The sequence below is a fragment of the Rothia nasimurium genome, from assembly GCF_035916755.1.
Taxonomy (GTDB): Bacteria; Actinomycetota; Actinomycetes; order Actinomycetales; family Micrococcaceae; genus Rothia.
This window is the reverse complement of sequence record NZ_JAYWIX010000006.1, coordinates 64,742-90,371: the sequence shown is the minus strand read 5'-3', so window position 1 is coordinate 90,371 and position 25,630 is coordinate 64,742. Positions and strand designations below refer to the sequence as shown.

Here is a 25,630-nt window from a genome sequence, read left to right as displayed (position 1 = left end):
GAAAATTCACTACCAGCCACGCTCCGCCAGGCGGTGGGGGGCGGGCAAGTCTGCCACGTTGATACCGACCATGGCCTCGCCCAGGCCGCGGGAGGCGTCCGCAACCGCTGCAGGGTCGTTGTAGAAGGCAGTTGCCTTAACGATGGCCTTGGCGCGAGCCTCGGGGTTACCCGACTTGAAGATGCCGGAGCCGACGAAGACGCCGTCTGCACCCAGCTGCATCAGCATGGCAGCGTCAGCCGGGGTTGCCACGCCGCCAGCGGTGAAGAGCACGACGGGCAGCTTGCCGGTTTCGGCGACCTCGCGTACCAGCTCGTAGGGGGCGGCGAGCTCCTTGGCCTTGACGTAGAGCAGGTCGGGGGCGGTGGCGTGCAGAGCCTGCAGCTCGGCAATCTGGGTCTTGATGGTGCGAATATGCTTGGTGGCTTCAGAGACGTCACCGGTGCCGGCCTCGCCCTTAGAGCGAATCATGGCAGCGCCCTCGGTGATACGGCGTAGGGCCTCACCCAGGTTGGTGGCACCGCAGACAAAGGGCACCTTAAAGGCGTGCTTGTCGATGTGATTGACGTAGTCAGCAGGAGAAAGAACCTCGGATTCGTCGATGTAGTCGACCTTGAGATGTTCAAGAATCTGGGCTTCCACAAAGTGGCCGATGCGGGCTTTGGCCATGACGGGAATAGAGACGGCGTCGATGATTCCCTCAATCATGTCGGGGTCGCTCATGCGGGCCACGCCGCCCTGGGCGCGGATATCGGCGGGGACGCGTTCGAGGGCCATGACGGCCACGGCGCCGGCGTCCTCTGCGATTTTTGCCTGTTCGGGGGTGACGACGTCCATGATGACGCCGCCTTTGAGCATGTCGGCTAGGCCGCGCTTGACGAGGGGGGAGCCTGTAACGGTGGTTTCTGCGGTCTTATTTTCAGTCATGGTTTCAACTGTGCCCCCTGCTGTGGTCTAAGAATAGGTCCACTTTCTAGCAAAGTTTTTAGACCACAGGCAGGGGGGGCGGATGACCGTCGGCACGTTTTAGGGGGCAGGCTGTCCCCAAAACCTAAAATTTTTGGCTCAGCCAGCTAGCTGATGAAGAGGTTTGGGGGACAAAATTCCCCCAAAATCTTTGAAAAAGGAGCCATTTTGTCCAAAAAATCCGCCATTGGGGACAGGCTCAAATTTTTTTTCAAAAAATTTTTTCACCAGACAAGTCCACTTTCACAAGGATAAATAAAATTACTTCACGAGGAAAGTGGTAGTTTTGTCCCCATCTCGCCTTGTTTTGTCCCCCAAACGTCCTATAAAGTTTTCAACTGAAGCACAAAGGGCTAACCCAAAGCCCACAGGCTCCACCCAGGAGCCACACGAACCCACCCCAGGGTTTACCCGGATTCCCCCAAGAATCCACACCCCGGCTCTCCCCAAGAGTCTCCCGCCCCAAACAAATACACACGAAAGAGACCCAAACCATGCTTTCTGTATCCCGCCGCAATTTCCTGTCACTGACCGCCGCAACCGCTGTAGCAACCGCACTGACCACCCAGGCAGCGCACGCAAACACCGGCACCGTGCTCAATGGCAACGGCCTGGCATCAGGCGTCCTGCGCTTTACCCCCCTGGCAGACGTCACCTACACCTCCCCCTTCGCTCAGGCCTTCGTCCACGCAGGTGCCTTCACCCCCGCAGGCGTCAAAACCTCCGACGCCCTGGTCGAGGCAACCTACACCACCTCACGCCCGTCCGCTGGCACCGTATACACTCGCGTTATCGCACGACGCAACAGCACCGGCCGTGACTACTACACCGCGATGCTCTCCATCGCCAGCAGCGGCGCAATGACCCTGCACATCGAGCGTGTAGTCAACCACCGCACCGTCGTTCTCGGTCAGAAGATTCTTGCAACCGCAGCCCCCACCCAGTCTTTCTCCTACGAACTGGCCCTGTCTGTACGCGCCACCCGCCTCGTCGCCCAGGTCATCGTCAACGGCCAGACCATTGAGAACCTGATCGTGCAGGATAACCAGGTTCCCCTGCACGCCACCCCCCAGGGTACCGGCACCGGCATCAGCGCCTACGCAGGCCGCACCGTCCCCTCCACCCACCTTGTCTCCGTCGCTAAGGCCAAGGCAGACAACTGGGGCGAGCACCGCGGCGCTCTGACCGCTTCAGGCTGGGGCAAGCTCATCTTTGAAGACGACTTCAATAACGGCGCCATCGACGGCACCAAGTGGCGTGTTCGTGACAAGTCCTACGTAGGCTACGACTCCGGCGTCAACCTCAAGGAAGCCGTCACCATGGGCGACTCCTCTACCAAGATCTGGCTGAAGAAGCTGGCTACCCCCGTCACCTACAAGGACGGCAAGCTGCGCGAGTGGGCAACCGGCTACATCGACACCATGGGCAAGTTCTCCGCTGAGAGCTTCCGCCTGGAATACCGCGCCAAGCAGCCCGCGTCCACCCCCGAGCACATCGGCGCCTGGGGCGGTATCTGGATGCGCCCCAACAACACCGCTCTTCTCGGTGAAATCGACATCTCCGAGTCCTACGGCTACACCTCCGGCAAGCAGAAGATTGACATCTCCAACCGCTCCGAGGGTACCGTTCACTACGGCCAGCAGCAGGGCAACAAGGCTAAGAAGAACGCCCTGATTCCCGTACTTGGCCAGAACCTTGCCGATGAATACCACACCTGGGCAGTTGAGAAGACTCCTGCCGGTATCAAGTTCTTCTTTGACGGGGTTGAATACCTGTTCGTCTCGTCAGAGGATCCTCGCTACCAGGCCGCACTGCCTGCTGGTGAGGAGTTCAACATCCGTTTGTGCATGCAGGCAGGCAATGCCTACTGGGGCGGTCTCGCTGAGTCCACCCGGGATTGCGCAATCGAGGTTGACTACGTACGCGTTTGGGAGTACGTAGGCTAGTCAGATTCCCTGGGAAGAATCTGATGCGAGGGGGTACCGGCGCCAGCAGCCCGGTGCCCCTTTCGTTATGTTTGGGATAGATGCCCGCCGCGTGTGCTTCGCGGCGGGCATTTTTCGTGGGGTGCGGACGCCGGTGGGCTAGTATCGGGGGAGCGCGGCTTTGATGTCAGGGGAGGGTAGCGTGGCGGAGTATTCACGGTTTGATCAGTTGCCGGTGAGTGTATCGCGGTCGGCGCCGGGTTCTTTACCGTCGCAGGTGGCTGAGCAGATTCGGGCTCTGGTGCTTGGTGGTTTTCTGGTGGCGGGTGACCCGCTGCCTTCCACTCGTGCACTGGCTGAGCGGTTGAATGTTTCACGTGGAACGGTTGTTTTTGCGTATGAGCAGCTGGTGGGGGAAGGCTATTTAACCAGCGGACGCGGGGGCACCCGCGTAGCTGACCACCTCACCCTGGGGGCTGCGGGGGTTTCTCGGCCGGCTATTTCAGTGGGGGAGGTGGGCTCTTCGCGTCCTGTCGCCGTGGGTGGGGAGGCTAGGCAGGCGCCCGCTCGGTTATCGGCCTCGAATACCGGTCTTGCCCGCCCCACTACCCCCGAGGTTATCGACCTTCGCCCGGGTAGCCCCGATACCTCCTTGGTGGCAAGTGCTGCCTGGCGGGCCGCCTGGCGGCAGGCGGCTGCTACTCCCGGCACAGCCTACCCGCCTGCTGGCTCCTACGAGCTGAGGGTGCAGCTAGCTGAACATCTGCGGCTGATGCGGTCGGTGCTGCGCAGCCCGGACGACCTGCTGGTGACCGCCGGTGCCCGCGATGGCTTCCGTCTGATTCTTACCGCCCTGCGGCGCCGGGTGCGCAATAGGCCGCTTCGAATCGCGGTCGAGAACCCCGGCTACCCCTCCCTGCACCGCATCCCTCTCGCCTTCGGGCACGAAATCCTACCGATTGAGGTTGATGAGCAGGGCCTCAACCCTGCCCACCTGCCCACGGGGCCAAACCGGCCCGACCTCGTCCTCATAGCTCCTAGCCACCAGTACCCCCTGGGGGCTTCCATGCCGCTGGTGCGTCGCCTGGAACTGCTGGCCTGGGCGCGCACCCACGACGCCCTGCTGGTTGAAGACGACTACGATTCTGAGCTGCGCTATGTGGGCGACCCCCTGCCGGCTCTAGCTTCTCTTGACCGTTCGCCTCTGCCGGGCGGGGCCGAGGCCCACCCGGCCCGTTGGGCCTCCGACCGGGTGGTAACACTGGGGTCTTTTGCGAAGATGCTGGCTCCCGGTTTGAATCTGGGCTATGTGGTGGTGCCCCGGCACTTGCATGCTGACCTGCTAGAACTGCGTGCCGATTTGGGCAACCCGGTGTCGTCGGTCGTGCAGGACGCTATGGCTACATTCCTCGCTGCGGGCGGGGTGCGCCGCCATACGGCGCGCATGCGCCGGGTTTACCGCGGACGCCGGGAGCAGGTACTTACCGCCCTGCAGGGTTTGGATGCTGCCCGGGTGTTACCCATGGACGGCGGCCTGCACGCGGTGCTTCACCTGCCCGGCATTGATTCTGCCCGGGGGAAGGACCTTGAGGGGGAACTGGTTGAGGCCGCCCGCCTAGAAAGCGTGCTTGTGGCCCCCCTGGGGGATTACTGGTCAGCACGGGCTGAGGCGGGGGATGCCCTATACGGCCTGGTATTTGGTTTTGGGGCCGTCAGTGACCGCAAACTGGCTCTCGGTCTGGGAAGTTTAAGGCAGGTGTTGGAAGGCTACTCTGCTGGTCTAGATGCCCATTCTGGCCACTAGGGCGTAACAGGCTACCCGCGGCTCGGCGGCTTTCAGCTTGGCTGGTTAGACTGGTGGGGTGACTTTTGATTCTCAGCACTCCGATTCCCAGCGCACCGATTCCGAGTTTTCTGGCTCCCACCTGGCTGCCGGCGGGCAGCAGACCGACCCCAAGCGTCCTCTGGACCCTGCTTTTGCGGCCGCCCTCACCGGCCCCACCCTGGTACATGCCTTGGTTTTCCTGGCCTTTGGCCTCACCACGGTCTTTTGGCAGCAACCTACCTTGGGCGTCATTACCGTCATGCTGGGTCTTTACATGCTGGGCTATGCGGGAGCGTCCTACCTGACGGCCCAAACCCTGCGCCGCGTAGGGGACGCCAGCACTGCCCAGGCTTTTACCTCCATCGCCCTGGTACAGGCTGCCGGTGGCGTGCTGGCTTTTGTAGCCCCCCGTGGGGAGTTCTGGCTGACCCTGATTGCCGCCTGTGTGCTGGGCTTGACCGGCGTTCTCAAGCTGCTCGCCGGTATGCGAACCAAAGCTACTAACCCGGCTGCCCGTGACTGGCAGCTTGAGGGCGCTATTGTGACGCTTTCGGCGGCAGCCCTGCCTGTTGTTTCTGAGATTGGGGACAAGGCCATTATGGGAACCGCCGGTGGCGGCGCCCTGGTGGCCGGTATTTTCTTGATGGTCGGTGCGCTGTCTTTGCGCGCGGACGCCCGTCGCGGCTAGAGCCTATCGGGCAAAAGCGGTGCCCACCCCGTAGACTGGTGGAGAGTTTGTTTTCAGGAGGAATGGTCTTGGCTCAGAAAAGTGAATCACCCAATCGTGGGTTTAAGGCGCAGGTGCGCGGTCCGCTGATTATTGCGGCGGTCTTGGCCCTGGTGGCTTTCTTGGGCATCGTGGTTTTTGCAACCGGCGGTACAAATAACACCCCGAATGTGGTGCTGGCTTTGACCGTGGCGGGTGCGGTTTTTGTGGTCACCCTGGTCATGTGTGCAACCCTCATTCTGGTAGAGCGCCCCAACGACCCCGAGCTGGGTGAGGGCACCGGTATTAACCGGTCATCCGCCAAGCTGTACGCTGAGGCCCGCGCCCGCCGCGAAGCCGAGGCCAAGCGCCGCGAGGCTGAAGAAAAGGAACGCCTGGCCAAGCGCATTGACGAGGCCAACGCCGCCCAGGACGGCCAGCAGTAAGTCTGATTCCGTAAGGCAGAAGGGCCGGGGCGGGTACCAGTGGTTGTACCTACCCCGGCCCTTTTATGGTTAAGGCTCTGAGGCGCTGAGCGCCCTAGACCTCGGGGCGCCCTAAATCTCGGGGTCGATGAAGACCCCGTCGAAGTAGGCCGCTAGGGCGGTGTGGTCGGTGAGGGGCAAGACAGCACCTACGTACTGGTCGGGGCGTACGACTACCACTACACCGTCGCGGGAGAGTTTGCGATCTTCGAAGATATCTTCATCGGGCAGGGCGCAGTAGATGTTCTCCCAGTACTCAATCTGGTAGGTGCCCACCAGGGGGCGGAAGGCCGCGGGGGCGTCGGTGGTCTCGAACTCGGTGTAGTTCTGCTGGTAGACCACCACCGGCTCAATCAGGGCATCGAAGTCAGCTCCCTCAGCCCGGTAGCGCACGAAGGGGGAGGTGGCGTCCCGGGTCAAGAAATCGCTCAGAGCCCGCACCTTCGAGTCGGCGGACGCTGGGTGTGCAGCATCGGCGAAGACGTAGAGCCGGTAGCGGCCGTCCGCTACTGCTTCGTGGCCCAGGTGGCAGGGGTAGGCGTTCTCGCGGCGGTTCACACGGGCTGAGCGGAACCGCTTGCCCACGGGGAACCCCTCAGCCAGGTGCTGGTGCTCGGTACCGCCGGTGATAAGAGAAGGCTTGTACTCGGTCATAAACCCGGCCGGGAATTCGGCGGTTTTCACGTAGAACTCTTCAAGATATTCGGGGCTGGGTAGATCCTCGGGCTTGGTGGCCATGAGGGTGGACCACTCTTTATCGAAGTCAATCAGGTTCTTGGCGATTTCCTGGCGTTCGCCGGAGTAGGTATCGAGTAGGGCCTCGGGGGCGCGCCCTGAGAGCACGTGGCCGAGCTTCCAGGCGATGTTGAAGCCGTCCTGCATGGAGACGTTCATGCCCTGGCCTGCCTTGGCTGAGTGGGTGTGGCAGGCGTCGCCGGTGATGAAGACGCGGGGGGCGCGGGTACCGCGGTCGCAGGTATCGACATCGTCGAAGTGGTCGGTGAGGCGGTGGCCGACTTCGTAGACCGAGTGCCAGGCCACGTTCTTCACGTCGATGGAGTAGGGGTGGTAGATGGCGTTGGCGCGGTCAATGATTTCTTCAATGGGGGTGGAGCGCACGGCGTGGTTGTCGTCGAGGGGGACTTCGCCCAGGTCAACGTAAACACGAGCCAGGTGGCCGCCTTCGCGGGGGATATGCAGGATGGACCCCTTGGTAGAGGTGATGGCACACTTCATACGCCAGTCGGGGAAGTCTGTATTGACCACGACGTCCATAACGCCCCAGGCGTGGTTAGCGGCGTCCCCTGAGAGGGTGCGACCAATGGACTTGCGGACGCCGGAGCGGGCCCCGTCGCAGCCGATGACGTATTTGGCGCGGACGGTGCGTTCTTCACCGTAGTGTTCGCCGGTCGTATGGCGGACGGTGACTTTCACGGGGTAGTCGTGGTCTTCTTCAATGGTGAGACCGAGGAACTCAATGCCGTAATCGGGGGTGATTTTGCCGGGGGAGTTGCGGGCGAAGTCGGCGAAGTAGTCGAGAATACGGGCCTGGTTGATGATGAGGTGGGGGAATTCGCTGATGTTCTGGGGGTCGTCAGGGGTGCGGGTGGTGCGGACGATGTTGTCGGGGTTGGCAGAGTCGGGTTTCCAGAAGCTGGTTTCGGTGATGTGGTAGGCCTCGCGGATTACTTCTTCTGCGAAGCGGAATGCCTGGAAGGTTTCGACGCTACGGGCCTGGATGCCGTCAGCTTGGCCGAGTTCGAGGCGGCCTGCCCGGCGTTCGATGATGCGGGTGTTGATCTGGGGGAACTGGGAGAGTTGGGCGGCGGCAATCATGCCGGCGGGGCCGGAGCCGACGATGAGGACGTCCATGGTCTCTGGCAGTTCATCTGCGCGGTTAATGCCGTAACCTGCTGGGTCTTCAAGGCGGGGGTCGCGGGAAATATAGCCGTTGTGGTGGAAATGCATGGTGCTCCTTAGGGAGTGGGTGCAGCGCTGCACCCCAGCAAAGATGTGATGGGTAACACTTGCTCTGAATCATATACGATATGCAGCAGGGGCGGCAAGGGTTGTCTGAAACTTGTCGCGGGGTGACTGTAAGGCTTTTGCGAAAAGCTCTTGCTGTGATGTGAGTTACTTGCTAGTGTGTAAAAATGATATACGATTTCAGACAAGGTTGATAGAGCTCAACGAGGAGACTCCATGACTGCTACCCCCTCCAACCGAGATTCCCTTCCCGTCACGCCCGGCAAGATTATCGCCGTGCACGTGGCCTACGAATCGCGCGCAGCCCAGCGCGGGCGGCGTCCGGCTCAGCCCTCCTACTTCTTCAAGCCCACCAGCTCCCTGGCCGGCTCCGGTGCCCCCGTTGAACGCCCGGAGGGTACCAAACTCCTTGCCTTTGAGGGAGAAATTGCCCTGGTCATCGGTACCCCTGCCCGGCATGTTCCCCTTGAAGACGCCTGGAATCACGTCGCCTACGTGACTGCGGCTAACGACCTGGGCATCTACGACTACCGCCCCGCCGACAAGGGCTCCAATGTGCGATCCAAGGGCCGTGACGGCTACACCCCTCTTGGCCCCGGCCTCATCGATGCCCGCGCGGTGTCAGAAGACCAGCTTCGTATTCGTACCTGGGTTAACGGCGAACTCGTACAGCAGGACGACACCGCCGCAGCCAACATGATCTTCCCCCTCTCCCGGTTCGTCGCCGACCTCTCCCAGCACATGACCCTCGAAACCGGCGACGTCATCCTGACCGGCACCCCCGCAGGCTCCTCCGTGGTCGTTCCCGGTGACGTCGTCGAAGTGGAAGTAGACGCCCCCACTGCCGCCGGAGCCCCCACCTCGGGCCGTCTTGTTACCCCCGTTATCGCAGGTCGAGGCGACTTCAACGGGTCCATTGGCACTCTACCCGCCGTTGACGAAAAGCAGACCGAAGAAGCCTGGGGCTCCCGTGAAGCCGCCGGGCTCCCCCCGCTGGAAGAACAAGAAACCCCGCAGGCCGCGTCCGCTCTGACCCCCGAACTCCGCCGCCTCCTGCAGGCTGTGCCCACCGCTGGGCTCTCCGCCCAGCTCCGCGCCCGCGGCCTCAACAATGTTGTTATTGAGGGCGTCTATCCCCAGACCCCCGGCACCAAAATTGTCGGCACCGCCAAAACCCTGCGCTTTGTGCCCAACCGCGAAGACCTCTTCAAGGCCCACGGCGGTGGCTACAACGCCCAAAAACGCTGCTTTGACGAGGTGACCGAAGGAGAAATTATCGTCATTGAGGCCCGCGGGGAGTCCGGCTCCGGCACCCTGGGCGACATCCTGGCCCTGAGAGCGAAAGGACGCGGGGCCGCCGGCGTCATCACCGACGGCGGGGTGCGCGACTATGCGGCTGTCAAAGAAATCGGCCTGCCCGTCTTTACTCAGGGCCCCCACCCGGCCGTCCTGGGCCGCAAGCACGTGCCCTGGGAGGTCGATGTGGCGGTGGCCTGCGGCAATGCCACCGTGCTCCCCGGCGATATTATCGTCGGCGATGACGACGGAGCCATTGTCATCCCTCCCGCTATTGCAGCCGAAGTCGCTCAGGCCGCTTTCGATAAAGAGCATGAGGACGCCTGGGTCGCCGAACAGGTTGCAGCCGGTCACCCTGTGGACGGGCTCTTCCCACCCACCGGTGCCTGGAAAGAAAAGTACAAAGACTGGCTAGCCCAGAACCCACCTGCTCAGCCCTAACCCGCTAGGAACCACCGTGAACATCGATCTCTACCCCGGGCCGTCCATGCAGGTGACCCTCGACTATAAGAAGGGTCTATCTAAAGCCGAGACTGCCTACACCTGGGTACGCGAAAAAATCGTGAACGGCGATTTTGCCGCAGGCCACCGCCTGGTACTGGCCTCTATCGGTCGTGAACTCGATATGTCGGTGGTTCCTGTGCGAGAAGCTATCCGCCAGCTTGAAGCAGAAGGACTCGTCACCTTCGAGCGGAACGTGGGGGCCAGGGTCGCCATGGTCGACAGCTCCGCCTACGTAGAGAGCATGCAAACCCTTGGCATTCTAGAAGGTGCAGCCACCGCCCTAGCCCTGCCCCATCTGACCGCTGAAGACATTGCTGCGGCTCGTGACTACAACCAGCAGCTTGCCACCCTCCTTGAAGACTTTGATCCCAAAGCTTTCACCGACCTCAACCATCGCTTCCACCAGGTTCTTACCCATCGCTGCCCCAACCAGCACCTTGTAGACCTGGTAGGGAGCGAATGGGACCGTCTTGGCAACCTGCGTGAATCAACCTTCTCGTTTGTGCCCGGCCGCGCTGCAGAATCAGTGGCAGAGCACGACCGAATTATCGACCTCATCGACCGCGGTCAGCCAGCCCACGAGGTCGAACAAGCTGTACGAGATCACCGTCAGGCGACCCTCGCCAGCTACCTCAGCACTATCCCCGAACCGGTATAACCCGTCCACCGACGTCCGCCCCTCACACCGTACAAAGGAGTTACCCCGTGAGCACTACTGAAACCACTACCGCACCCGCCAAGCCCGCCGGGCTGCCCGAGCGCATCCAGCACTACATTAATGGCCAGTTCGTTGACTCCATCGACGGCGAAACCTTCGACGTGCTCGACCCCGTGACCAACCAGCCCTATATCCAGGCTGCCTCGGGCAAGAAAGAAGACATCGAAGCCGCTGTAGCTGCTGCCCGCACCGCCTTCACCGAGGGCCCCTGGCCCCGTATGCTCCCGCGCGAACGCGCCCGCGTGCTCATGAAGATTGCCGACATCGTCGAATCCCGTGAGGACACCCTCGCCCAGATGGAATCCTTCGACTCCGGCCTACCCATCACCCAGGCCAAGGGCCAGGCCCGACGCGCCGCCGAAAATTTCCGCTTCTTCGCAGACCTTATCGTTGCCCAGACCGACGACGCCTTCAAGGTTCCGGGTCGCCAGGTCAACTACGTCAACCGCAAGCCCATCGGCGTCGCCGGCCTCATCACCCCCTGGAACACCCCCTTCATGCTGGAATCCTGGAAGCTGGCCCCCGCCCTGGCAACCGGCAACACCGTCGTCCTTAAGCCCGCCGAGTTCACCCCCCTTTCGGCCTCCCTCTGGGCTGGAATCTTCGAAGAGGCAGGCCTGCCCGCAGGTGTCTTCAACCTGGTCAACGGCTTCGGTGAAACCGCAGGTGACGCCCTGGTCAAGCACCCTGACGTCCCCCTCATCTCCTTCACCGGCGAATCCAAGACCGGCCAAATCATCTTCGCCAACGCCGCCCCCTACCTCAAGGGCCTCTCCATGGAACTCGGCGGCAAGTCCCCGGCCGTTGTATTCGAAGACGCCGACCTCGAAACCGCCATCAACGCCACTATCTTCGGTGTCTTCTCCCTCAACGGCGAACGCTGCACCGCAGGCTCCCGAATCCTGGTCCAGCGCAGCATCTACGACGAATTCGTTGAACGCTACGCCGCCCAGGCCAAGCGCGTCAAAGTCGGCCTACCCTCAGATCCCGCCACCGAAGTCGGCGCCCTCGTCCACCCCGAACACTACGACAAGGTCATGTCCTACGTAGAAATCGGCAAAACCGAAGCCCGCCTCGTTGCAGGCGGCGAACGCCCCGCCGACTTCCCCGAAGGCAACTTCGTCCTCCCCACCGTCTTCGCCGACGTCGCCCCCGACGCCCGCATCTTCCAGGAGGAAATCTTCGGCCCCGTCGTCGCCATTACCCCCTTCGACACCGACGAAGAAGCCCTAGAACTAGCCAACAACACCAAGTACGGCCTCGCCGCCTACATCTGGACCTCCAATCTGCAACGCGCCCACAACTTCTCCCAGGCCGTCGAAGCAGGCATGGTCTGGCTCAACTCCAACAACGTCCGCGACCTCCGAACCCCCTTCGGAGGTGTCAAAGCCTCCGGCCTCGGCCACGAAGGTGGCTACCGCTCCATCGACTTCTACACCGACCAGCAGGCCGTCCACATCAACCTCGGCGAAGTCCACAACCCCGTCTTCGGCAAGGCCGACTAAAACCCCACTACACACCCGCGGACGCCGGGCAGGCACCGTAGCCTACCGGCGACCGCCCCACCCAAGAAAGCAAAACCATGTCACCTACCTTTGTTGACTACCCCGTCATCGTGCCCGACGAAAACGCACCCGACATCGTCCGCTGCGCCTCCATGGAACTGGTCGTCACCGACCTCGAACGCTCCCGCAACTTCTACGTCGATGTGCTCGGTCTCGTCGTCACCGAAGAAGACGAGAACACCATCTACCTGCGCTCCCTCGAAGAGTTCATCCACCACAACCTGATCCTGCGCAAGGGCGACGTTCCGGCTGTAGCAGCTTTCTCCTACCGCGTCCGCACCCCCGAAGACCTCGACAAGGCCGAAAAGTTCTACACCGCCCGCGGCTGCGAGGTACGCCGCAACAAGGACGGCTTCGTCAAGGGCCTCGGCGACTCCGTACGTGTGCTCGACCCCCTCGGCTTCCCCTACGAATTCTTCTACGACGTCGACCACGTCGAACGCCTCGCCTGGCGCTACGAACTCCACACCCCCGGCGCCCTCGTCCGCCTCGACCACTTCAACCAGGTTACCCCCGACGTCCCCAAGGCCATCGAATACATGGAAGACCTCGGCTTCCGCGTCACCGAAGACATCCAGGACGACGCCGGCACCTCCTACGCCGCCTGGATGCGTCGCAAGCCCACCGTCCACGACACCGCCATGACCGGCGGCGATGGCCCCCGCATGCACCACGTAGCCTTCGCAACCCACGAAAAGCACAACATCATCGCCATTTGCGACAAGCTCGGCGCCCTGCGTCTTTCTGACCACATTGAACGCGGCCCCGGCCGCCACGGTGTTTCCAACGCCTACTACCTCTACCTGCGCGACCCCGACGGCCACCGCGTCGAAATCTACACCCAGGACTACTACACCGGTGACCCCGACAACCCCCGCGTCACCTGGGATGTGCACGACAACCAGCGTCGCGACTGGTGGGGCACCCCCGTCGTCCCCTCCTGGTACACCGACGCCTCCCGCGTCCTCGACCTCGACGGTAACCTCGTACCCCTGGTCGAACGTACCGACGACTCCGAAATGGAACAGACCATCGGCGCCGACGGCTTCTCCTACACCCGCGCCGGCGAAGAAGACATGCCCGACTGGAAGAAGGGCGAATACAAGCTGGGGCACCAGCTGTAAAGACTGAAATACATAAGTTCGGTGCTTCGGGATATGCTCTAGCCGACTGACCCTCTTGGGGCTCGCGCGGGGCGCTCGCCCCAATTCACGCCAGACCCAGCCAGTCGGCGGCGAGCATATCCCTCAAGCACCTCCCGCAGTATTGAAAGCTAACTATGCTCACCAAAGAACAGCTCACCAAAATTGCCGATGACCTGGCCGAGGCCGAGGCAAATCGCACCATGATTCCGCGCCTGACCGCCACTTACCCCGACATGACCGTTGAGGATTCCTACGCGGTGCAGAATGTGTGGCGAGCCCGGGGCGAGGCCGCTGGCCGCCGCCTCGTTGGCCGCAAAATCGGCCTGACCTCCAAGGTCATGCAAGAGGCCACCGGCATTACTGAACCCGACTATGGGGCAATTTTCGCCGACCAGGTTTACGAAAACGGCTCGGTCATTGAGCACTCCCAGTACTCCAATGTGCGTATTGAGGTTGAGCTGGCTTTCGTGCTCAAGGACGACCTGACCGGCTCCAACGTCACTATTTTTGACGTACTGCGGGCCACTGAATATGTGGTTCCGGCCCTAGAGATTCTGAGCTCCCGCATCGAGATGGAGGGCCGCACTATCGTTGACACCATCAGCGACAACGCCGCCCTGGGCGCCATGGTCTACGGGGGCAACCCGGTCGATCCGGCCTCTATTGACCTGCGCTGGGTTTCAGCCCTGCTCTACCGCAACGAGCAGATTGAAGATACCGGGGTAGCCGCTGCCGTCCTCAACCACCCGGCCAACGGTGTTGCCTGGCTGGCCAACAAGCTGGCTGCCCACGGGGATTCCCTCACAGCCGGTGAGATTATTCTGGCCGGTTCTTTCACCAAGCCCATGTGGGTGCACCCGGGTGATACCGTCCACGCCGACTACGGGGACTTAGGGGCGGTAACGTGTCGCTTCGTCTAGACCCTCCCTTCGGCCAGCACCTGCACACCCTCGGACGCCCCGCCGTGGGCATGTGGGTCTGCTCAGGTTCACCGGTGGCCGCCGAAATCTGCGCCGGTTCCGGCCTGGACTGGCTACTCATTGACGGGGAGCACGGGGTTGCCAGCCTTGAGACGGTGCAGCAGCTCCTGCAGGTGACGGCCGCCTACCCGGTACAGACCATGGTGCGCTTGCCCTCCCTGGATATTGTCGCTGTTAAGCAGTTCTTGGACGCCGGTGCCCAGAACCTGCTCATTCCCATGGTCGATACTGCCCAGATGGCTCGGGACGCGGTCGCTGCTACCCGCTACCCCCCGGCGGGGGTGCGCGGGGTGGGGTCTGCCCTGTCCCGTTCAGCCCGCTGGGGCGGGGTGCCCGGCTACCTGACCGAGGCCGAGAAGTACATTTCGCTTTTTGTGCAGATTGAGTCAGTTACGGCTGTGGAGAATGCTGAAGAGATTTGCGCGGTGGACGGCCTAGCCGGGGTTTTCATCGGGCCCTCAGACCTGGCTGCCTCCATGGGGTTGCTGGGCCAGCAGAACCACCCGCAGGTGGTGGATGCAGTGAAGCGGGTTATCGAGATAGCTCGTGCTGCCGGGGTGAAGGTTGGCGTGAATGCCTTTGACCCGGCGCAGGCAGAGGACTACCTGGCTGCCGGTGCTGATTTTATTCTGGTGGCCGCTGACGTGCAGCTCCTGGCCCTGGAGTCTAAAAAGCTGGCTGCCCGCTTCATCCAGGACGCCAACTCCGGCTCCGCCGACGTAGGGTACTAGGTACCTAGTCAGAAAGGATTGATGGAGTCTACCCAGGATATGCCTCTGGCTACCTTTGAGGGTTACTTGCTGGAACATAATCTGGTGGGTGGTGAACCTCAGGTGGTAACGATTACTTTCCATATGACTAGATGAACGGGGCAGGAATGGCCTGGAAGTCATGATTTGGTTTTGCTCGCTCATCAAGAAGTCTTATGTGCCGATGCAGGATATTTTTTGGACTGACTACTAACTCTACTTTTCACACATGTAACATGAAGCTCATAGGGTGATTCACACCAGTCATCGCGTAAGTAGCTTCATCGAGAGTATGCTTCGCCCCAGATTTTTGAATAAACCTCAGCATTATTTTTGAAATATCTGTGGGCGGGCTGAATCTGCGCCCGCCTAATACCTAGAATGATGAAAGTAAATATTCAATCTAGGAGGGGAGCACTGTGTCGTCTACCGCTATCTCTGAAGAAGTTGTCCAGAAAGTCTTAGATTTTTACAAGAACAAGGAAATCCACCGCCGTATTCATGCCGACCGGGTCCCTAACTTCTGGTCCATTATTGAATATGGCCGTAAGTCCTACGAGACCCGCTATTCCCGTATGCTGCGATGGCTTCTGGACCCGACTGAAAACCACGGGCTGAAGGACAGGTTCTTCAAGACCTTGATGAAGGAAATCAAGGGTGAAGGTCTACCTCTAATGGACCTTAAGAAAACTAAAACAGAAACCGAGGCTTTGGCCAATCTCGATATTCTCTTTGTCTCTGAAGACCCCAAGCTGACCCTAACCATTGAGGCAAAGCACTATGCAACGGAGCACAGCTCTGGCGAGTACGACTCTCAGTTAGAGAAGTATTTTGACGCAATCCACAAACAGTACCCCGACTACCAGAATCACTTTATCTACCTCACCATTGCTGGAAATCCGCCTGAAAAGACCGATAGGAACAAGGACAAGGACTACCTCCAGCACTATAAGACTCTCAGTTTTGAGCAGCTCTCCGAACTCCTGATTGATCTTGAGCAGGCTGCGGAGTCTTTGGACACAGCCAAGATTATTCGTGATTTCCGCTGGGACGTGAAGAAATCAATCGAAAATCATGACTCTAATGTTCGGGAAATCGTTGAGAGCTACGGCTTCAAGGAGGTCCGGGGACAGCTAGTAGCATTCAGTAGCTATCTTGAAGGTGAAAGCGATGAGTTCAGAGAGGACATTGAACGGAAGCTTCCACAGGATATTCAAAAGCGTTACCTGGTAGAAGCTATTAGTCTGATTCTGGATAATATCAGTCTCCAAGATCATACCCCCTCACCTGTAGCACAGAAACTCGCCGGGATGATTTTTAAAAAGCTCACTGACGCTGAAAAGACCTTGGAACTCAAGGAACTCCTGGGGGAAGAATTCGATGACTTTATCTATAAGAAGGCACAATCAACCCGGCACCCCGGTCAGGGCGTGCGCTTGAAGCTGGCCGATACAGACTACTTCTATAGTATTTATCTCTCTAGCGGCAAGGCCAAAAAGAACCAAAAGAACAAGGAACGCAAGACCATTTTCCCCAACGACGGAATACATATCGATATGTATCATCTTGATGCAGAGAAAAAGGAACCTGTGGGCGTGCGCCTCAACCCCGATAACTTCCGGATTGATATTCGGGATCTGCTTCAGCACAAGAGCTACTCCTGCCTCGGTATTGAGGATGTAGCAGACTTCCTCACCTCCGAGGAAAAGGTGCAGCACTTCCTGGACAGCCTGCCTAAGTACCTGGCTGAGTCCATCAAGGAACGCAAGAAGCAGCTAGCTTCCTAGTCCTAGGGTAGAGAAACAGCCTACCCTCTGAGACAAAAGAGTGGGCTTTTACCCGGTGGATAACTGTTGACAGCGGTGTCCCCGGTAGGCCAAACCGATGAGTGGAAGTACCTCGGCGCAGGTTCTACCGTGCTTGTTTCTTCGAGACCAGAGCAGTAAGTAATAGCCCTGGCTACAGCAAAGATCAGGGGCAGGATGCATACCTAAGAGTATGAGGAAATCAGCCCCAATATTAGGGTCTGAAGATTCGCGCACACTTCCGTCAATGAGGCGGCTTATTCATAAGGAGTAGAACCCGCCAGGTAGATAACGGCTCCACCGACGTGGGCTACTAGGGCCGGATCCAGCGTCCTTGCCCCTTGGTGAAAGTAAGAAAAACTTCATGAGCACGTGCAAAGAAGGCGCTCATGAAGTTTTCTCTTACTCTCGATAAAAAGCTAGATGCCCCTAAAAACCGGCGTCCGCTTCTGTGTGAAAGCGGCGAAGCCTTCGGCGTAGTCCGCAGAGGAGCACAGGTCGCCCTGGGCCTTGTTCTCAGCTTCAACGGACTCCCAGAGGCCCACCCGAGCATCGCGCACCTGGGCCACCAGCTGCTTCGAAGCTACAAAAGCCCCGGTTGCCCCGGCCGCCACCTTGGCCACCTTCTCGCGGGTAAAGTCCAGGAGCTCCTCGGCAGGAACTGCCCGGCTAAAGAGCCCGGCAGCCACCGCCTCCGCCCCAGAGATTAGCTCAGCCGTGTAAATCAGGTCCAGGGCCCGGTGGGCACCCAGCCGCTCCACAAAGAGGGCGTGCCCGCCAGAATCCAGGGTCGCCCCCAGGTTGGCAAAGGGGGAGCCGATCTTGGCGTTCTCAGCCACATAAACCACGTCCGTAGCAATAGCCAGGCCCAACCCAACGCCCAGGCAGGGGCCCTGCACCGCCGCGAAGGTGGGAGCAGGGAAGGCGCTCATCTTCTTCAGCAGGGGAGTGACCTTATCGGTCAGGTAGCCGTAGGCGTCGTCCTCAGCAGGCACTAGACCAGCGATGTCGCGCCCGGCGCAGAAACCGCGCCCTTCCCCGCGCAGGAGCAGGGCGCGGACGCCCGCCGCAGCCGCCTCGTCGTAGGCGGCAGACAGCTCGGCCAGGGCTGCCTCGTTCAGGGCGTTCATTTTTTCGGGGGCGTTCAGCACAACCTCGGCAACGGCACCCTCAATGGTCAGATCAATCACGGCTCTTCCCCCTCCTAGTCGTCGAAATCCACGGTCACGGCGTCGGAGCAGGGACGGGTCTGGCAGGTGAGAATGTAGCCGGCCTCGACCTCGTCCTTTTCCAGGGCGTAGTTTTCCTCCATCTTCACGTCGCCCGAAACAACCTTGGCGCGGCAGGTGCCACAGACGCCACCGGCACAGGCGAAGGGCACATCTGCCCGCACGCGCAGGGCGGCGTTAAGGATGGTTTCGTTGGCAGAGATGGGGGATTCAACAGAGGAGGAGGTGCCGTCCAGATTGAAGGAGATAGCGTAGTTGGCGCCGGACGGGTCAGCCTCCACGGCCCGGCCCTGCTGGCCTGCGGGGGTTTCGGGCTTGCCGGTGGTGAAGAGTTCGAAGCGAACGTCGTCCTCGCGCACACCGCGCTCGGCCAGAGTATCGCGGCAAAGCTGCACCAGCTCGAAGGGGCCGCAGAGGAACCATTCATCGGTGCGGCCCACCTGAATGACATGATCCAAAAGAGCATTCAGTTTCTCATCGTCAATGCGGCCGCTCATGAGCGGGTTGATGCGCTGTTCGCGGGAGAGCACGTGATGCACGGCGAAGCGGGTGGGGTAGCGGTCCTTGAGGTCGCCGATTTCTTCGGCGAACATGACGTCCATGGCCGACTTGTTGGCGTAGACCAGGTCAAAGGTGCTGGTGGGGCTGGCCTTAAGCACGGTGCGGGCGATGGCGATGATGGGGGTGATACCCGAGCCGGCAGCGAAGGCGACCATGTGCTCGTAACCTGCCGCGGCGGCGTCCTCAGCAATTTTTTCGGGGTTGTTCAGACTGGTGATGGTGCTCTTGGAAACGAAGGCACCCTGGGGGTTCATGACGTCAATCTGGTAGCCGGGTTCGAGAGTGTCGTTGGCCCAGTTGGAGAAGAGGCCACCGAAGTCGCGCTTGATGGCGACGCGGATTTCGCCGGGGGTGGGTTCGGCGCAGATGGAGTAGGAGCGGCGGACTTCCTGCCCGTCAATCTGGGCGCGCAGGGCGACGTACTGGCCCGGCAGGTAGTCGTAGTCGGTAGCGAGCTCGTCGGGCACGGCGAAGGTGACTTCTACGGAGTCTTTGGTGAGTTTACGGACGCCCGCCACGGTCAGCGTGTTAAAGGTGGCGCGGCGGCGGGTGCTGGTGTCGGTCATGGCGTCTTCCTCGGATCTAGTGAATCTTGAAGTAGTCGAAGGGCTCGGAGCAAGCCTGGCACTGGTAGAGGGCCTTGCAGGAGGTGGAGCCGAAGCGGGTGAGTTCGCGGGTGGCCAGGGAGTGGCAGCGGGGGCACTTGACGGCCAGACCCAGGCTCACGGGGCCTGCGGCAGCTGTGCCGGTGGGCGGGGCGATGCCGTACTCGGCAAGGCGGGCCTTGCCGGCCTCGCTCATCCAGTCGGTGCTCCAGGCGGGGGAGAGCACCGTTTCGACATGCGGGGCCGGGTAGCCGTGGTCGGTGAAGACCCTACGGACGTTGGTGGTAATGGCGTCCATGGCAGGGCAGCCGGAGTAGGTGGGGGTAATGACTACAACCGGCTGGTCGCCCTCGTAGCGGGTGGCCCGAAGAATCCCAAGGTCAGCAATGGAAAGAACGGGAATTTCGGGGTCGGCGACTCGGGCGGCAAGTTCCCACAGGGCGGCGTCCGACCCCTCGGGGGCGGGTACGGAGCTCTCGGTTTCTAGGGCGGGGGCGGTGTAGCCGGAGTCGGCGTCGAAGCCGAAGCTGAAATCGACTCCGGCGCTGGCCTGCTCGCTGGTCAGGGCGCTGCCGTCTGAGCAATGGCGGGGCGGACGCTCGCTGCGGGTGTTCACGGGGGCACCTCCTTGTGCTGGGCCGGCTGGGAACTACCAGGTGGCGCCGGGGTGGGCGCGGGCGAGGACCTGAAGTTCGGTGAGGATATGGCCGCGGGCTTCGGAGAACTGGCCGGAGCGGTCGCCGCCGCGGGCCTGGGGTACGTCGGGTACCTTCAGCTGGGCTTCTTCGATGATGGCGTGCAGGCGTGTCTCGAAGTTCTCGCGCAGGGTGGAGGGCAGGACGGCCACGCCGGGGAGGGCTGCGGCGTCCTCGAAGTCGTAGAAGAGCTCGTCGATGTAGGGCCACATGTAGTAGAGGCCTTCTTGCATGCGGCGGTTAGATTCTTCGGTGCCGATACCGAGACGCAGGGCCCAGGCGGTGGCGTGGTCCTGGTGGTAGGCGACTTCTTTGAGAGCCTTGGCTGCGATAGCCGCCAGGGTCTTATCGTCGGAGTTCACCAGGGCGGAGTAGAGCTCGTACTGGTAGTAGCTGAAGATAAGCTGGCGGGCGATGGTCTGCCCAAAATCACCGTTTTCTTGTTCTGCCAGGCGGGCTGAGCGGAACTCTTCTTCGTCGCGGAAGTAGGCCAGGTCGTCCTCGGTCTTACCCCAGGCGGTACCCGCGTAGGTGAGGAAGAAGCGGGCGTGGCCGATCAGGTCGAGGGCGATGTTGCCCAGGGCGATGTCTTCTTCGAGTTCGGGGGCGCGGGAAATCCAGTGGGCCAGGCGCTGGCCCAGCATGAGGGCGTCGTCGCCCAGGGCCAGGGCGTAGCGGGCTACTTCTTCGCTGGCCTGCACACCGGAAGCTGCGATATCTTCGGCGACGATAGATTCGCCCTCGCTGTGGCGGGTTGCTGATTCGAAGGATGCGTAACTCATAGGTGCTTTACCCCTTCGCTCTTGGTGTAGTAGGTGGCGTGGCGGTAGCTCTTGCCCTGGGACGATTCAAAGAAGCCACCCTTGGAGTCGGGGTCGGAGGCCAGGATAGCTTCGGCGGGTACAACCCAGACACTGGTGCCCTCGTTGCGGCGGGTGTAGAGGTCGCGGGCGTTGCGCAGGGCCATGGTGGCGTCGGGGGCGTGCAGGGAGCCTGCGTGTACGTGGGAGAGGCCGCGGGATGAGCGGACGAAGACCTCCCAGAGGGGCCATTCGTTGGATTCGGGTAGGTGTGTGATGTTGTCGGTCATGGTTAGGCTCCTAGCAGTTCGGAGTGCTGTTCTGTGGTTTTGCGGGCGTATTCGGCGGCGGCTTCGCGCACCCAGGCGCCTTCTTCGTGGGCGGCACGGCGGCGTTGCATGCGCTGGACGTTGCAGGGGCCGTTACCCGAGATGACGGAGTTGAACTCGTCCCAGTCCAGCGGCCCGTAGTCGTAGTGGCCGCGTTCTTCGTTCCACTTGAGGTCGGGGTCGGGCAGGGTGAGGCCGAGGGCTTCTGCCTGGGGGACCAGCATGTCGATGAAGCGCTGGCGCAGCTCGTCGTTGGAGAAGCGCTTGATGTTCCACGCCATGGACTGCTGGGAGTTGGGGGAGTCGGCGTCCGGCGGGCCAAACATCTGCAGGGCGGGGCCGTAGAAGCGGTTGACGGCGTCCTGGGCCATCTTCTTCTGGGCGGGGGTGCCGTGGGAGAGCTCGTAGAGGATTTCCCAGCCCTGGCGCTGGTGGAAGGATTCTTCCTTGCAGATGCGCACCATGGCGCGACCGTAGGGGCCGTAGGAGGCGCGGCAGAGGGGAACCTGGTTGCAGATAGCGGCCCCGTCGACCAGCCAGCCGATAGCGCCCATATCTGCCCAGGTGCGGGCGGGGTAGTTAAAGATAGAGGAATACTTCGCGCGGCCTTCGAGCAGCTGCTCGTTGAGGATGTGGCGGGGGGTGCCGAGGGTTTCGGCGGCGGAGTAGAGGTAGAGGCCGTGACCGGCTTCGTCCTGCACCTTAGCCATGAGAATGGCCTTGCGCTTGAGGGAGGGAGCGCGGGTAATCCAGTTGGCTTCGGGCTGCATACCGATGATTTCGGAGTGGGCGTGCTGGGAGACCTGGCGGGTGAGGGTCTTGCGGTACTTTTCGGGCATCCAGTCGCGGGGTTCGACGCGGGAGTCTTCGGCGATGAGCTTGTCGAAGTAGGCCTGCTCGGCTTCTTCGTTGAGGACGTTCTCGCCCGCCTGGGCGGGGGCGTCGGCGACGGGGGAGAGATCGGGGTTCTTCGTCGTTGAAGTCATGTCTGGCTCCTTGCGGGTGCGGGCTGCTCGGGGCGAGGCAGCCCCATCTGCACTAATTACTGACCGTTCGTTCAGAATATAGTCTTGACCACATCACGGTCAAGCGTAATCTTGGGATTGGCCTCTATGCACCCGTCTATTTTTTCTGTATCGTGTGAGCTGATGCACAGAAATCTGTGCGCCCTCACGGAAGGAGGCTTCGATGACGAAGCAGTTAACCCACTACGTCGGCGGCGCCCATCGCCCCGGAACCTCAGGTCGTTTCGCCGATGTCTACAACCCCAGCACCGGCCAGGTGCAGGCCCAGGTGCCCCTGGCGTCCGCTGATGAGGTGCGCGATGTTATCGCCAACGCCGCAGAAGCCCAGGCCAAGTGGGCTGCTACCAACCCCCAGAAGCGCGCCCGTATTCTGCACCGCTTCGTGGACCTGGTCAACCAGAACGCCGACGAACTGGCCGAGATGCTTTCGCTCGAACACGGCAAGACCGTAGCCGACGCCCACGGTGATATCCAGCGCGGCCTTGACGTCGTCGAATTTGCCACCGCCGCCCCCCACCTGCTCAAGGGCGAGTACTCCGACTCCGTAGGTACCGGCATCGACGTGTACTCCATGCGTCAGCCCCTGGGCGTGGTCGCCGGTATCACCCCCTTTAACTTCCCGGCCATGATTCCCCTTTGGAAGTGCGGCCCCGCAATCGCAGCCGGTAACGCCTTCGTCCTTAAGCCCTCAGAGCGTGACCCCTCCGTGCCCCTGCGCCTGGCTGAGCTCTGGACCGAGGCCGGTCTGCCCGACGGCATCTTCAACGTGGTCAACGGCGACAAGGAGGCCGTTGATACCCTGCTCGATGACCCCCGCATTAAGGCCGTCGGCTTCGTGGGCTCCACCCCCATCGCCCAGAGCATCTACGAGCACGCCGCCCGCACCGGCAAGCGCGCCCAGTGCTTCGGCGGTGCCAAGAACCACCTGATTATCATGCCCGATGCCGACCTCGACCAGGCGGCCGACGCCCTCATCGGCGCAGCCTTCGGCTCTGCCGGTGAACGCTGCATGGCTATCTCGGTGGCTGTGCCCGTCGGTCAGGCCACCGCCGATGCCCTGGTTGAAAAGCTGGTCGAGCGCACCAAGACCCTCAAGGTCGGCCACGCCCTTGACCCCGAGGCGGACTTCGGCCCCGTCGTTGCCGCCAGCGCCCTCGAACGCATCGAAGGCTACATCGCCGCCGGCGAGAAGGAAGGCGCCGAGCTACTGGTGGACGGACGCGGCGTTAAGGTCGAAGGCCACGAGGGCGGCTACTACGTCGGCGCTACCCTCTTCGATAAGGTCACCACCGATATGTCCATCTACCGCGAAGAAATCTTCGGCCCCGTCCTTTCCGTGGTGCGCGTCGATGACTTCGAAGAGGCCCTGGCCCTGCCCACCAACCACGAGTTTGGCAACGGCGTTGCCATCTACACCCGCGACGGTGATACCGCCCGCGAATTCGCCCGCCGCGTCGATGTGGGTATGGTGGGTGTGAACGTGCCGATTCCCGTGCCGATTGCCTACTACACCTTCGGCGGCTGGAAGGCCTCCGGCTTCGGCGACCTCAACCAGCACGGGCCCGATGCTTTCCGCTTCTACACCAAGACCAAGACGGTAACATCCCGCTGGCCCTCCGGCATTAAAGAGGGTGCCAGCTTCGTTATGCCCACCGGCAACTAAAGGAGGCCCACTGTGACCGATACGCCCGGCACCCAGCCGACCGAGAGCGTCCTGACCGAAAAACGCGGCAGCCTGGGGGTTATCACCCTCAACCGTCCGCGCGCGGTCAATGCCCTCAACGCCGAGATGATGGAGCTGATCAACGTAGCCCTGGACGACTTCGAACAGGACGCCGGCATCACCGCCGTGCTCCTGCGCGGCGCCGGTGAGCGGGGTCTTTGCGCAGGCGGTGACGTGGTGGCCCTCTACAAGGCCACCGGCGAAAACCCGGATCAGGGCGTGGACTTCTTCCGAGTGGAATACACCCTGGACCTGCGTATCGCCCGCTACCCCAAGCCCTTCATCGCCCTCATGGACGGCCTGGTGCTGGGCGGCGGCGTGGGCGTCTCAGCCCATAGCTCCCACCGCATCGTCACCGAACGCACCCGCACCGGCATGCCCGAAACCGTCATCGGCTTCTGCCCCGACGTGGGGGGCCTCAACATCCTGGCCCGCGCCCCGCAGAACCTGGGCACCCTTATGGCCGTCACCGGCCTGCACGTGACCGGGGCGGACGCGCTCGCCGTCGGCATGGCTGATCATTTCGTGCCGTCTGAGAAGCTCGATGACCTGGTCGCTGCCCTTGAGAATGTCGAGGGGGCGGACGCCGTCACCCGCGTCATCGAGGGCTTTGCTGCTGATGTGCCTCCCTCCCCGCTCGTGGAGAACGCCCACTGGATTGAGGGTGCTTTTGCCGCTGATACCGTTGAGGAAATCCTTGAGAAGGTCCAGGCGGTGGCTGATTCGGGGGCGGACGGTGCCGAGTTCGCTGGTACGGTTCTGGCGGCCCTGCAGAAGAACGGGCCGACCGGTATGAAGGTGGCCCTGGAGGCTGTGCGTCGGGCCGGTAGCCAGAGCCTGGCAGAAACCCTGAATCAGGACTTTGTGACCTCCTGTAACGCCCTGGCCCATCACGATATGCGCGAGGGCATCCGGGCTCAGGTGGTCGATAAGGACCGCAACCCGCAGTGGTCCCCTGCCAGCCTGGCGGAGGTCCCGCGCGAGAGCGTCCTGGCATTCTTCACCCCCACGAAGGCGGGGGAGCTGGGTCTAAAGTCCTAGCCGGGTACTGCCTGCTACCTCACCCCCTTGGTTCTCTCTTGACCCCCTTGATTTTCTTGGGGTCAAGAGAGAACCAAGGGGGTGTTATTTTTCTTTGGGGTTTCTGCGCATCATTGCCATGGCGCGGATGGTGCTGTAGCCATGGATGGCAAAGCCTATGAGGAAGAGGATGAGGCCGGGGATGAAGAGCTCATTGTGTTTGTAGCCGTGGTAGCCGAGCATGATGAAGCCGGTAATAGCGAGTAGAGCGCCTGCCCAGTAGGTTTTTGAGGTAAACATCTTTTTCATGATGTCTTTGTTGTTCATTTTAGTAGTCCGTATTGTCCGAAAAGTAGTAGGTAGAGGCAACCGAATAAGCAAAGGACGCTAGGCCCTACCATTGTGAGGTATCTGCCTGCCGGGGTAGGGTTTTTGAAAATCATGGTTTCTGGCCAGACTGCCGGGTTTCCTTCCCTGATATTCTTTCGGGTGCGAAAATAGAAGAAGGGTATTGTGAAAAAGGATGCAATAATAAATCCACTATATACATATTGATGAATCAATTCGGTATCCTAATTATCTAGCTAACGGGTAGAGGAATGTTGAAGCTAAGGTTTGCACTGCAACCAAGGCCAAGCCCAGCAACGCCGCCGATGGCTCCGCTTTTGGGCGGGAAGCTCAAACCGAATCCTAGGCCAATACCCAGAGCGGCTGAACAGCTTCCGTTTCCGGTAATACTGAATTCACCATTGGGGTCGGATTCGCTGTCCATGAAGTATACTTCAGCTGCACCTCGAGGACCTATACCTATGCCAAGATTAAGGTCAGCAAAATTCGCATTGTGAATGTCGTCGATGGATCCCCCTATATTGAGGCAGAGAATGTAACAAGAGTTGAGGCCAACCTGGGTAGCTAATCCCGCTGGGTCCATACACCCCACCACGAATGTGACTCATATTCCCAAAAGGGTGTTGTTTTAACGCCCGCC

22 protein-coding genes are annotated in these 25,630 nt (G+C 61.1%); 13 read left to right on the top strand and 9 right to left on the bottom strand.

Translation table 11 applies throughout. From position 1 onward, the window contains the following. Positions 1-9 precede the first annotated feature (9 nt). Complete coding sequence (pdxS, locus tag VSX42_RS07750) at positions 10-927, bottom strand: pyridoxal 5'-phosphate synthase lyase subunit PdxS (protein WP_326503743.1); 918 nt, start codon at positions 925-927, stop codon at positions 10-12. A 533-nt stretch (positions 928-1,460) separates the two neighbouring features. On the opposite strand from pdxS, the gene VSX42_RS07745 reads away from it, so the two are divergent. The 4 genes from VSX42_RS07745 to VSX42_RS07730 all read left to right on the top strand — a co-directional run bounded on the left by VSX42_RS07745 (position 1,461) and on the right by VSX42_RS07730 (position 5,868). Beyond that, positions 1,461-2,912 carry a glycoside hydrolase family 16 protein gene (locus VSX42_RS07745; protein WP_326503742.1) on the top strand — a complete coding sequence of 484 codons (1,452 nt, stop codon included), beginning with the start codon at positions 1,461-1,463 and terminating at the stop codon, positions 2,910-2,912. A gap of 181 nt (positions 2,913-3,093) precedes the next feature. Further along, positions 3,094-4,695, top strand: coding sequence for a PLP-dependent aminotransferase family protein (locus VSX42_RS07740; protein ID WP_326503741.1), 1,602 nt, complete (start codon positions 3,094-3,096; stop codon positions 4,693-4,695). A 58-nt stretch (positions 4,696-4,753) separates the two neighbouring features. Continuing rightward, a complete protein-coding gene (locus VSX42_RS07735) occupies positions 4,754-5,404 on the top strand; it encodes a hypothetical protein (protein WP_326503740.1) in 651 nt (216 codons plus the stop codon). Between the two features lie 68 nt (positions 5,405-5,472). Beyond that, entirely contained in the window at positions 5,473-5,868 is a 396-nt protein-coding gene (locus tag VSX42_RS07730; protein ID WP_326503739.1) for a hypothetical protein, read from the top strand. A 111-nt stretch (positions 5,869-5,979) separates the two neighbouring features. On the opposite strand, the gene VSX42_RS07725 is transcribed toward VSX42_RS07730, so the two are convergent. Then, positions 5,980-7,875 carry an FAD-binding monooxygenase gene (locus tag VSX42_RS07725; RefSeq protein ID WP_326503738.1) on the bottom strand — a complete coding sequence of 632 codons (1,896 nt, stop codon included), beginning with the start codon at positions 7,873-7,875 and terminating at the stop codon, positions 5,980-5,982. 234 nt (positions 7,876-8,109) lie between these two features. Here VSX42_RS07725 and VSX42_RS07720 point away from each other — a divergent pair, with 234 nt between their 5' ends. The 7 genes from VSX42_RS07720 to VSX42_RS07690 all read left to right on the top strand — a co-directional run bounded on the left by VSX42_RS07720 (position 8,110) and on the right by VSX42_RS07690 (position 16,637). After that, entirely contained in the window at positions 8,110-9,630 is a 1,521-nt protein-coding gene (locus tag VSX42_RS07720) for a fumarylacetoacetate hydrolase family protein (protein ID WP_326503737.1), read from the top strand. A 46-nt stretch (positions 9,631-9,676) separates the two neighbouring features. Continuing rightward, positions 9,677-10,351 (top strand): GntR family transcriptional regulator, encoded by a 675-nt coding sequence (locus VSX42_RS07715; protein WP_326503873.1) that lies wholly within the window; start codon positions 9,677-9,679, stop codon positions 10,349-10,351. 47 nt (positions 10,352-10,398) lie between these two features. After that, positions 10,399-11,916 (top strand): 5-carboxymethyl-2-hydroxymuconate semialdehyde dehydrogenase, encoded by a 1,518-nt coding sequence (gene hpaE / locus VSX42_RS07710; protein WP_326503736.1) that lies wholly within the window; start codon positions 10,399-10,401, stop codon positions 11,914-11,916. Between the two features lie 77 nt (positions 11,917-11,993). Next, positions 11,994-13,100, top strand: a complete 1,107-nt coding sequence (hpaD, locus tag VSX42_RS07705; RefSeq protein ID WP_326503735.1) for a 3,4-dihydroxyphenylacetate 2,3-dioxygenase — start codon at positions 11,994-11,996, stop codon at positions 13,098-13,100. A 155-nt stretch (positions 13,101-13,255) separates the two neighbouring features. After that, entirely contained in the window at positions 13,256-14,041 is a 786-nt protein-coding gene (gene hpaH / locus VSX42_RS07700; RefSeq protein ID WP_326503734.1) for a 2-oxo-hept-4-ene-1,7-dioate hydratase, read from the top strand. Then, positions 14,026-14,832, top strand: a complete 807-nt coding sequence (locus VSX42_RS07695; RefSeq protein WP_326503733.1) for an HpcH/HpaI aldolase/citrate lyase family protein — start codon at positions 14,026-14,028, stop codon at positions 14,830-14,832. Before hpaH ends, VSX42_RS07695 begins: the two co-directional genes overlap by 16 nt. Before the next feature lie 437 nt (positions 14,833-15,269). Next, positions 15,270-16,637 (top strand): PD-(D/E)XK nuclease family protein, encoded by a 1,368-nt coding sequence (locus VSX42_RS07690; protein WP_326503732.1) that lies wholly within the window; start codon positions 15,270-15,272, stop codon positions 16,635-16,637. A 437-nt stretch (positions 16,638-17,074) separates the two neighbouring features. On the opposite strand, the gene VSX42_RS07685 is transcribed toward VSX42_RS07690, so the two are convergent. The 6 genes from VSX42_RS07685 to paaA form a co-directional block, all read right to left on the bottom strand. Further along, the gene (locus VSX42_RS07685; RefSeq protein ID WP_326503731.1) at positions 17,075-17,845 is read right to left on the bottom strand and encodes an enoyl-CoA hydratase/isomerase family protein; all 771 of its coding nucleotides are present in this window, start codon (positions 17,843-17,845) and stop codon (positions 17,075-17,077) included. Between the two features lie 14 nt (positions 17,846-17,859). Then, entirely contained in the window at positions 17,860-19,011 is a 1,152-nt protein-coding gene (gene paaE, locus VSX42_RS07680) for a 1,2-phenylacetyl-CoA epoxidase subunit PaaE (RefSeq protein WP_326503730.1), read from the bottom strand. A gap of 16 nt (positions 19,012-19,027) precedes the next feature. Beyond that, complete coding sequence (paaD, locus tag VSX42_RS07675) at positions 19,028-19,489, bottom strand: 1,2-phenylacetyl-CoA epoxidase subunit PaaD (protein ID WP_326503872.1); 462 nt, start codon at positions 19,487-19,489, stop codon at positions 19,028-19,030. A 210-nt stretch (positions 19,490-19,699) separates the two neighbouring features. Beyond that, the gene (gene paaC, locus VSX42_RS07670; RefSeq protein WP_326503729.1) at positions 19,700-20,527 is read right to left on the bottom strand and encodes a 1,2-phenylacetyl-CoA epoxidase subunit PaaC; all 828 of its coding nucleotides are present in this window, start codon (positions 20,525-20,527) and stop codon (positions 19,700-19,702) included. Next, positions 20,524-20,835, bottom strand: a complete 312-nt coding sequence (gene paaB / locus VSX42_RS07665; RefSeq protein WP_237189717.1) for a 1,2-phenylacetyl-CoA epoxidase subunit PaaB — start codon at positions 20,833-20,835, stop codon at positions 20,524-20,526. The genes paaC and paaB overlap by 4 nt, the downstream gene beginning before the upstream one ends. A 2-nt stretch (positions 20,836-20,837) precedes the next feature. Further along, the gene (gene paaA / locus VSX42_RS07660; RefSeq protein WP_326503728.1) at positions 20,838-21,860 is read right to left on the bottom strand and encodes a 1,2-phenylacetyl-CoA epoxidase subunit PaaA; all 1,023 of its coding nucleotides are present in this window, start codon (positions 21,858-21,860) and stop codon (positions 20,838-20,840) included. A gap of 202 nt (positions 21,861-22,062) precedes the next feature. Between paaA and VSX42_RS07655 the strand changes: the two genes are divergently transcribed. Next, a complete protein-coding gene (locus VSX42_RS07655; protein ID WP_326503727.1) occupies positions 22,063-23,562 on the top strand; it encodes a CoA-acylating methylmalonate-semialdehyde dehydrogenase in 1,500 nt (499 codons plus the stop codon). Between the two features lie 12 nt (positions 23,563-23,574). After that, a complete protein-coding gene (locus tag VSX42_RS07650) occupies positions 23,575-24,663 on the top strand; it encodes an enoyl-CoA hydratase/isomerase family protein (protein ID WP_326503726.1) in 1,089 nt (362 codons plus the stop codon). A gap of 84 nt (positions 24,664-24,747) precedes the next feature. Here VSX42_RS07650 and VSX42_RS07645 read toward each other — a convergent pair whose 3' ends face one another. Next, positions 24,748-24,942, bottom strand: coding sequence for a hypothetical protein (locus VSX42_RS07645; RefSeq protein WP_326503725.1), 195 nt, complete (start codon positions 24,940-24,942; stop codon positions 24,748-24,750). Positions 24,943-25,630 lie beyond the last annotated feature (688 nt).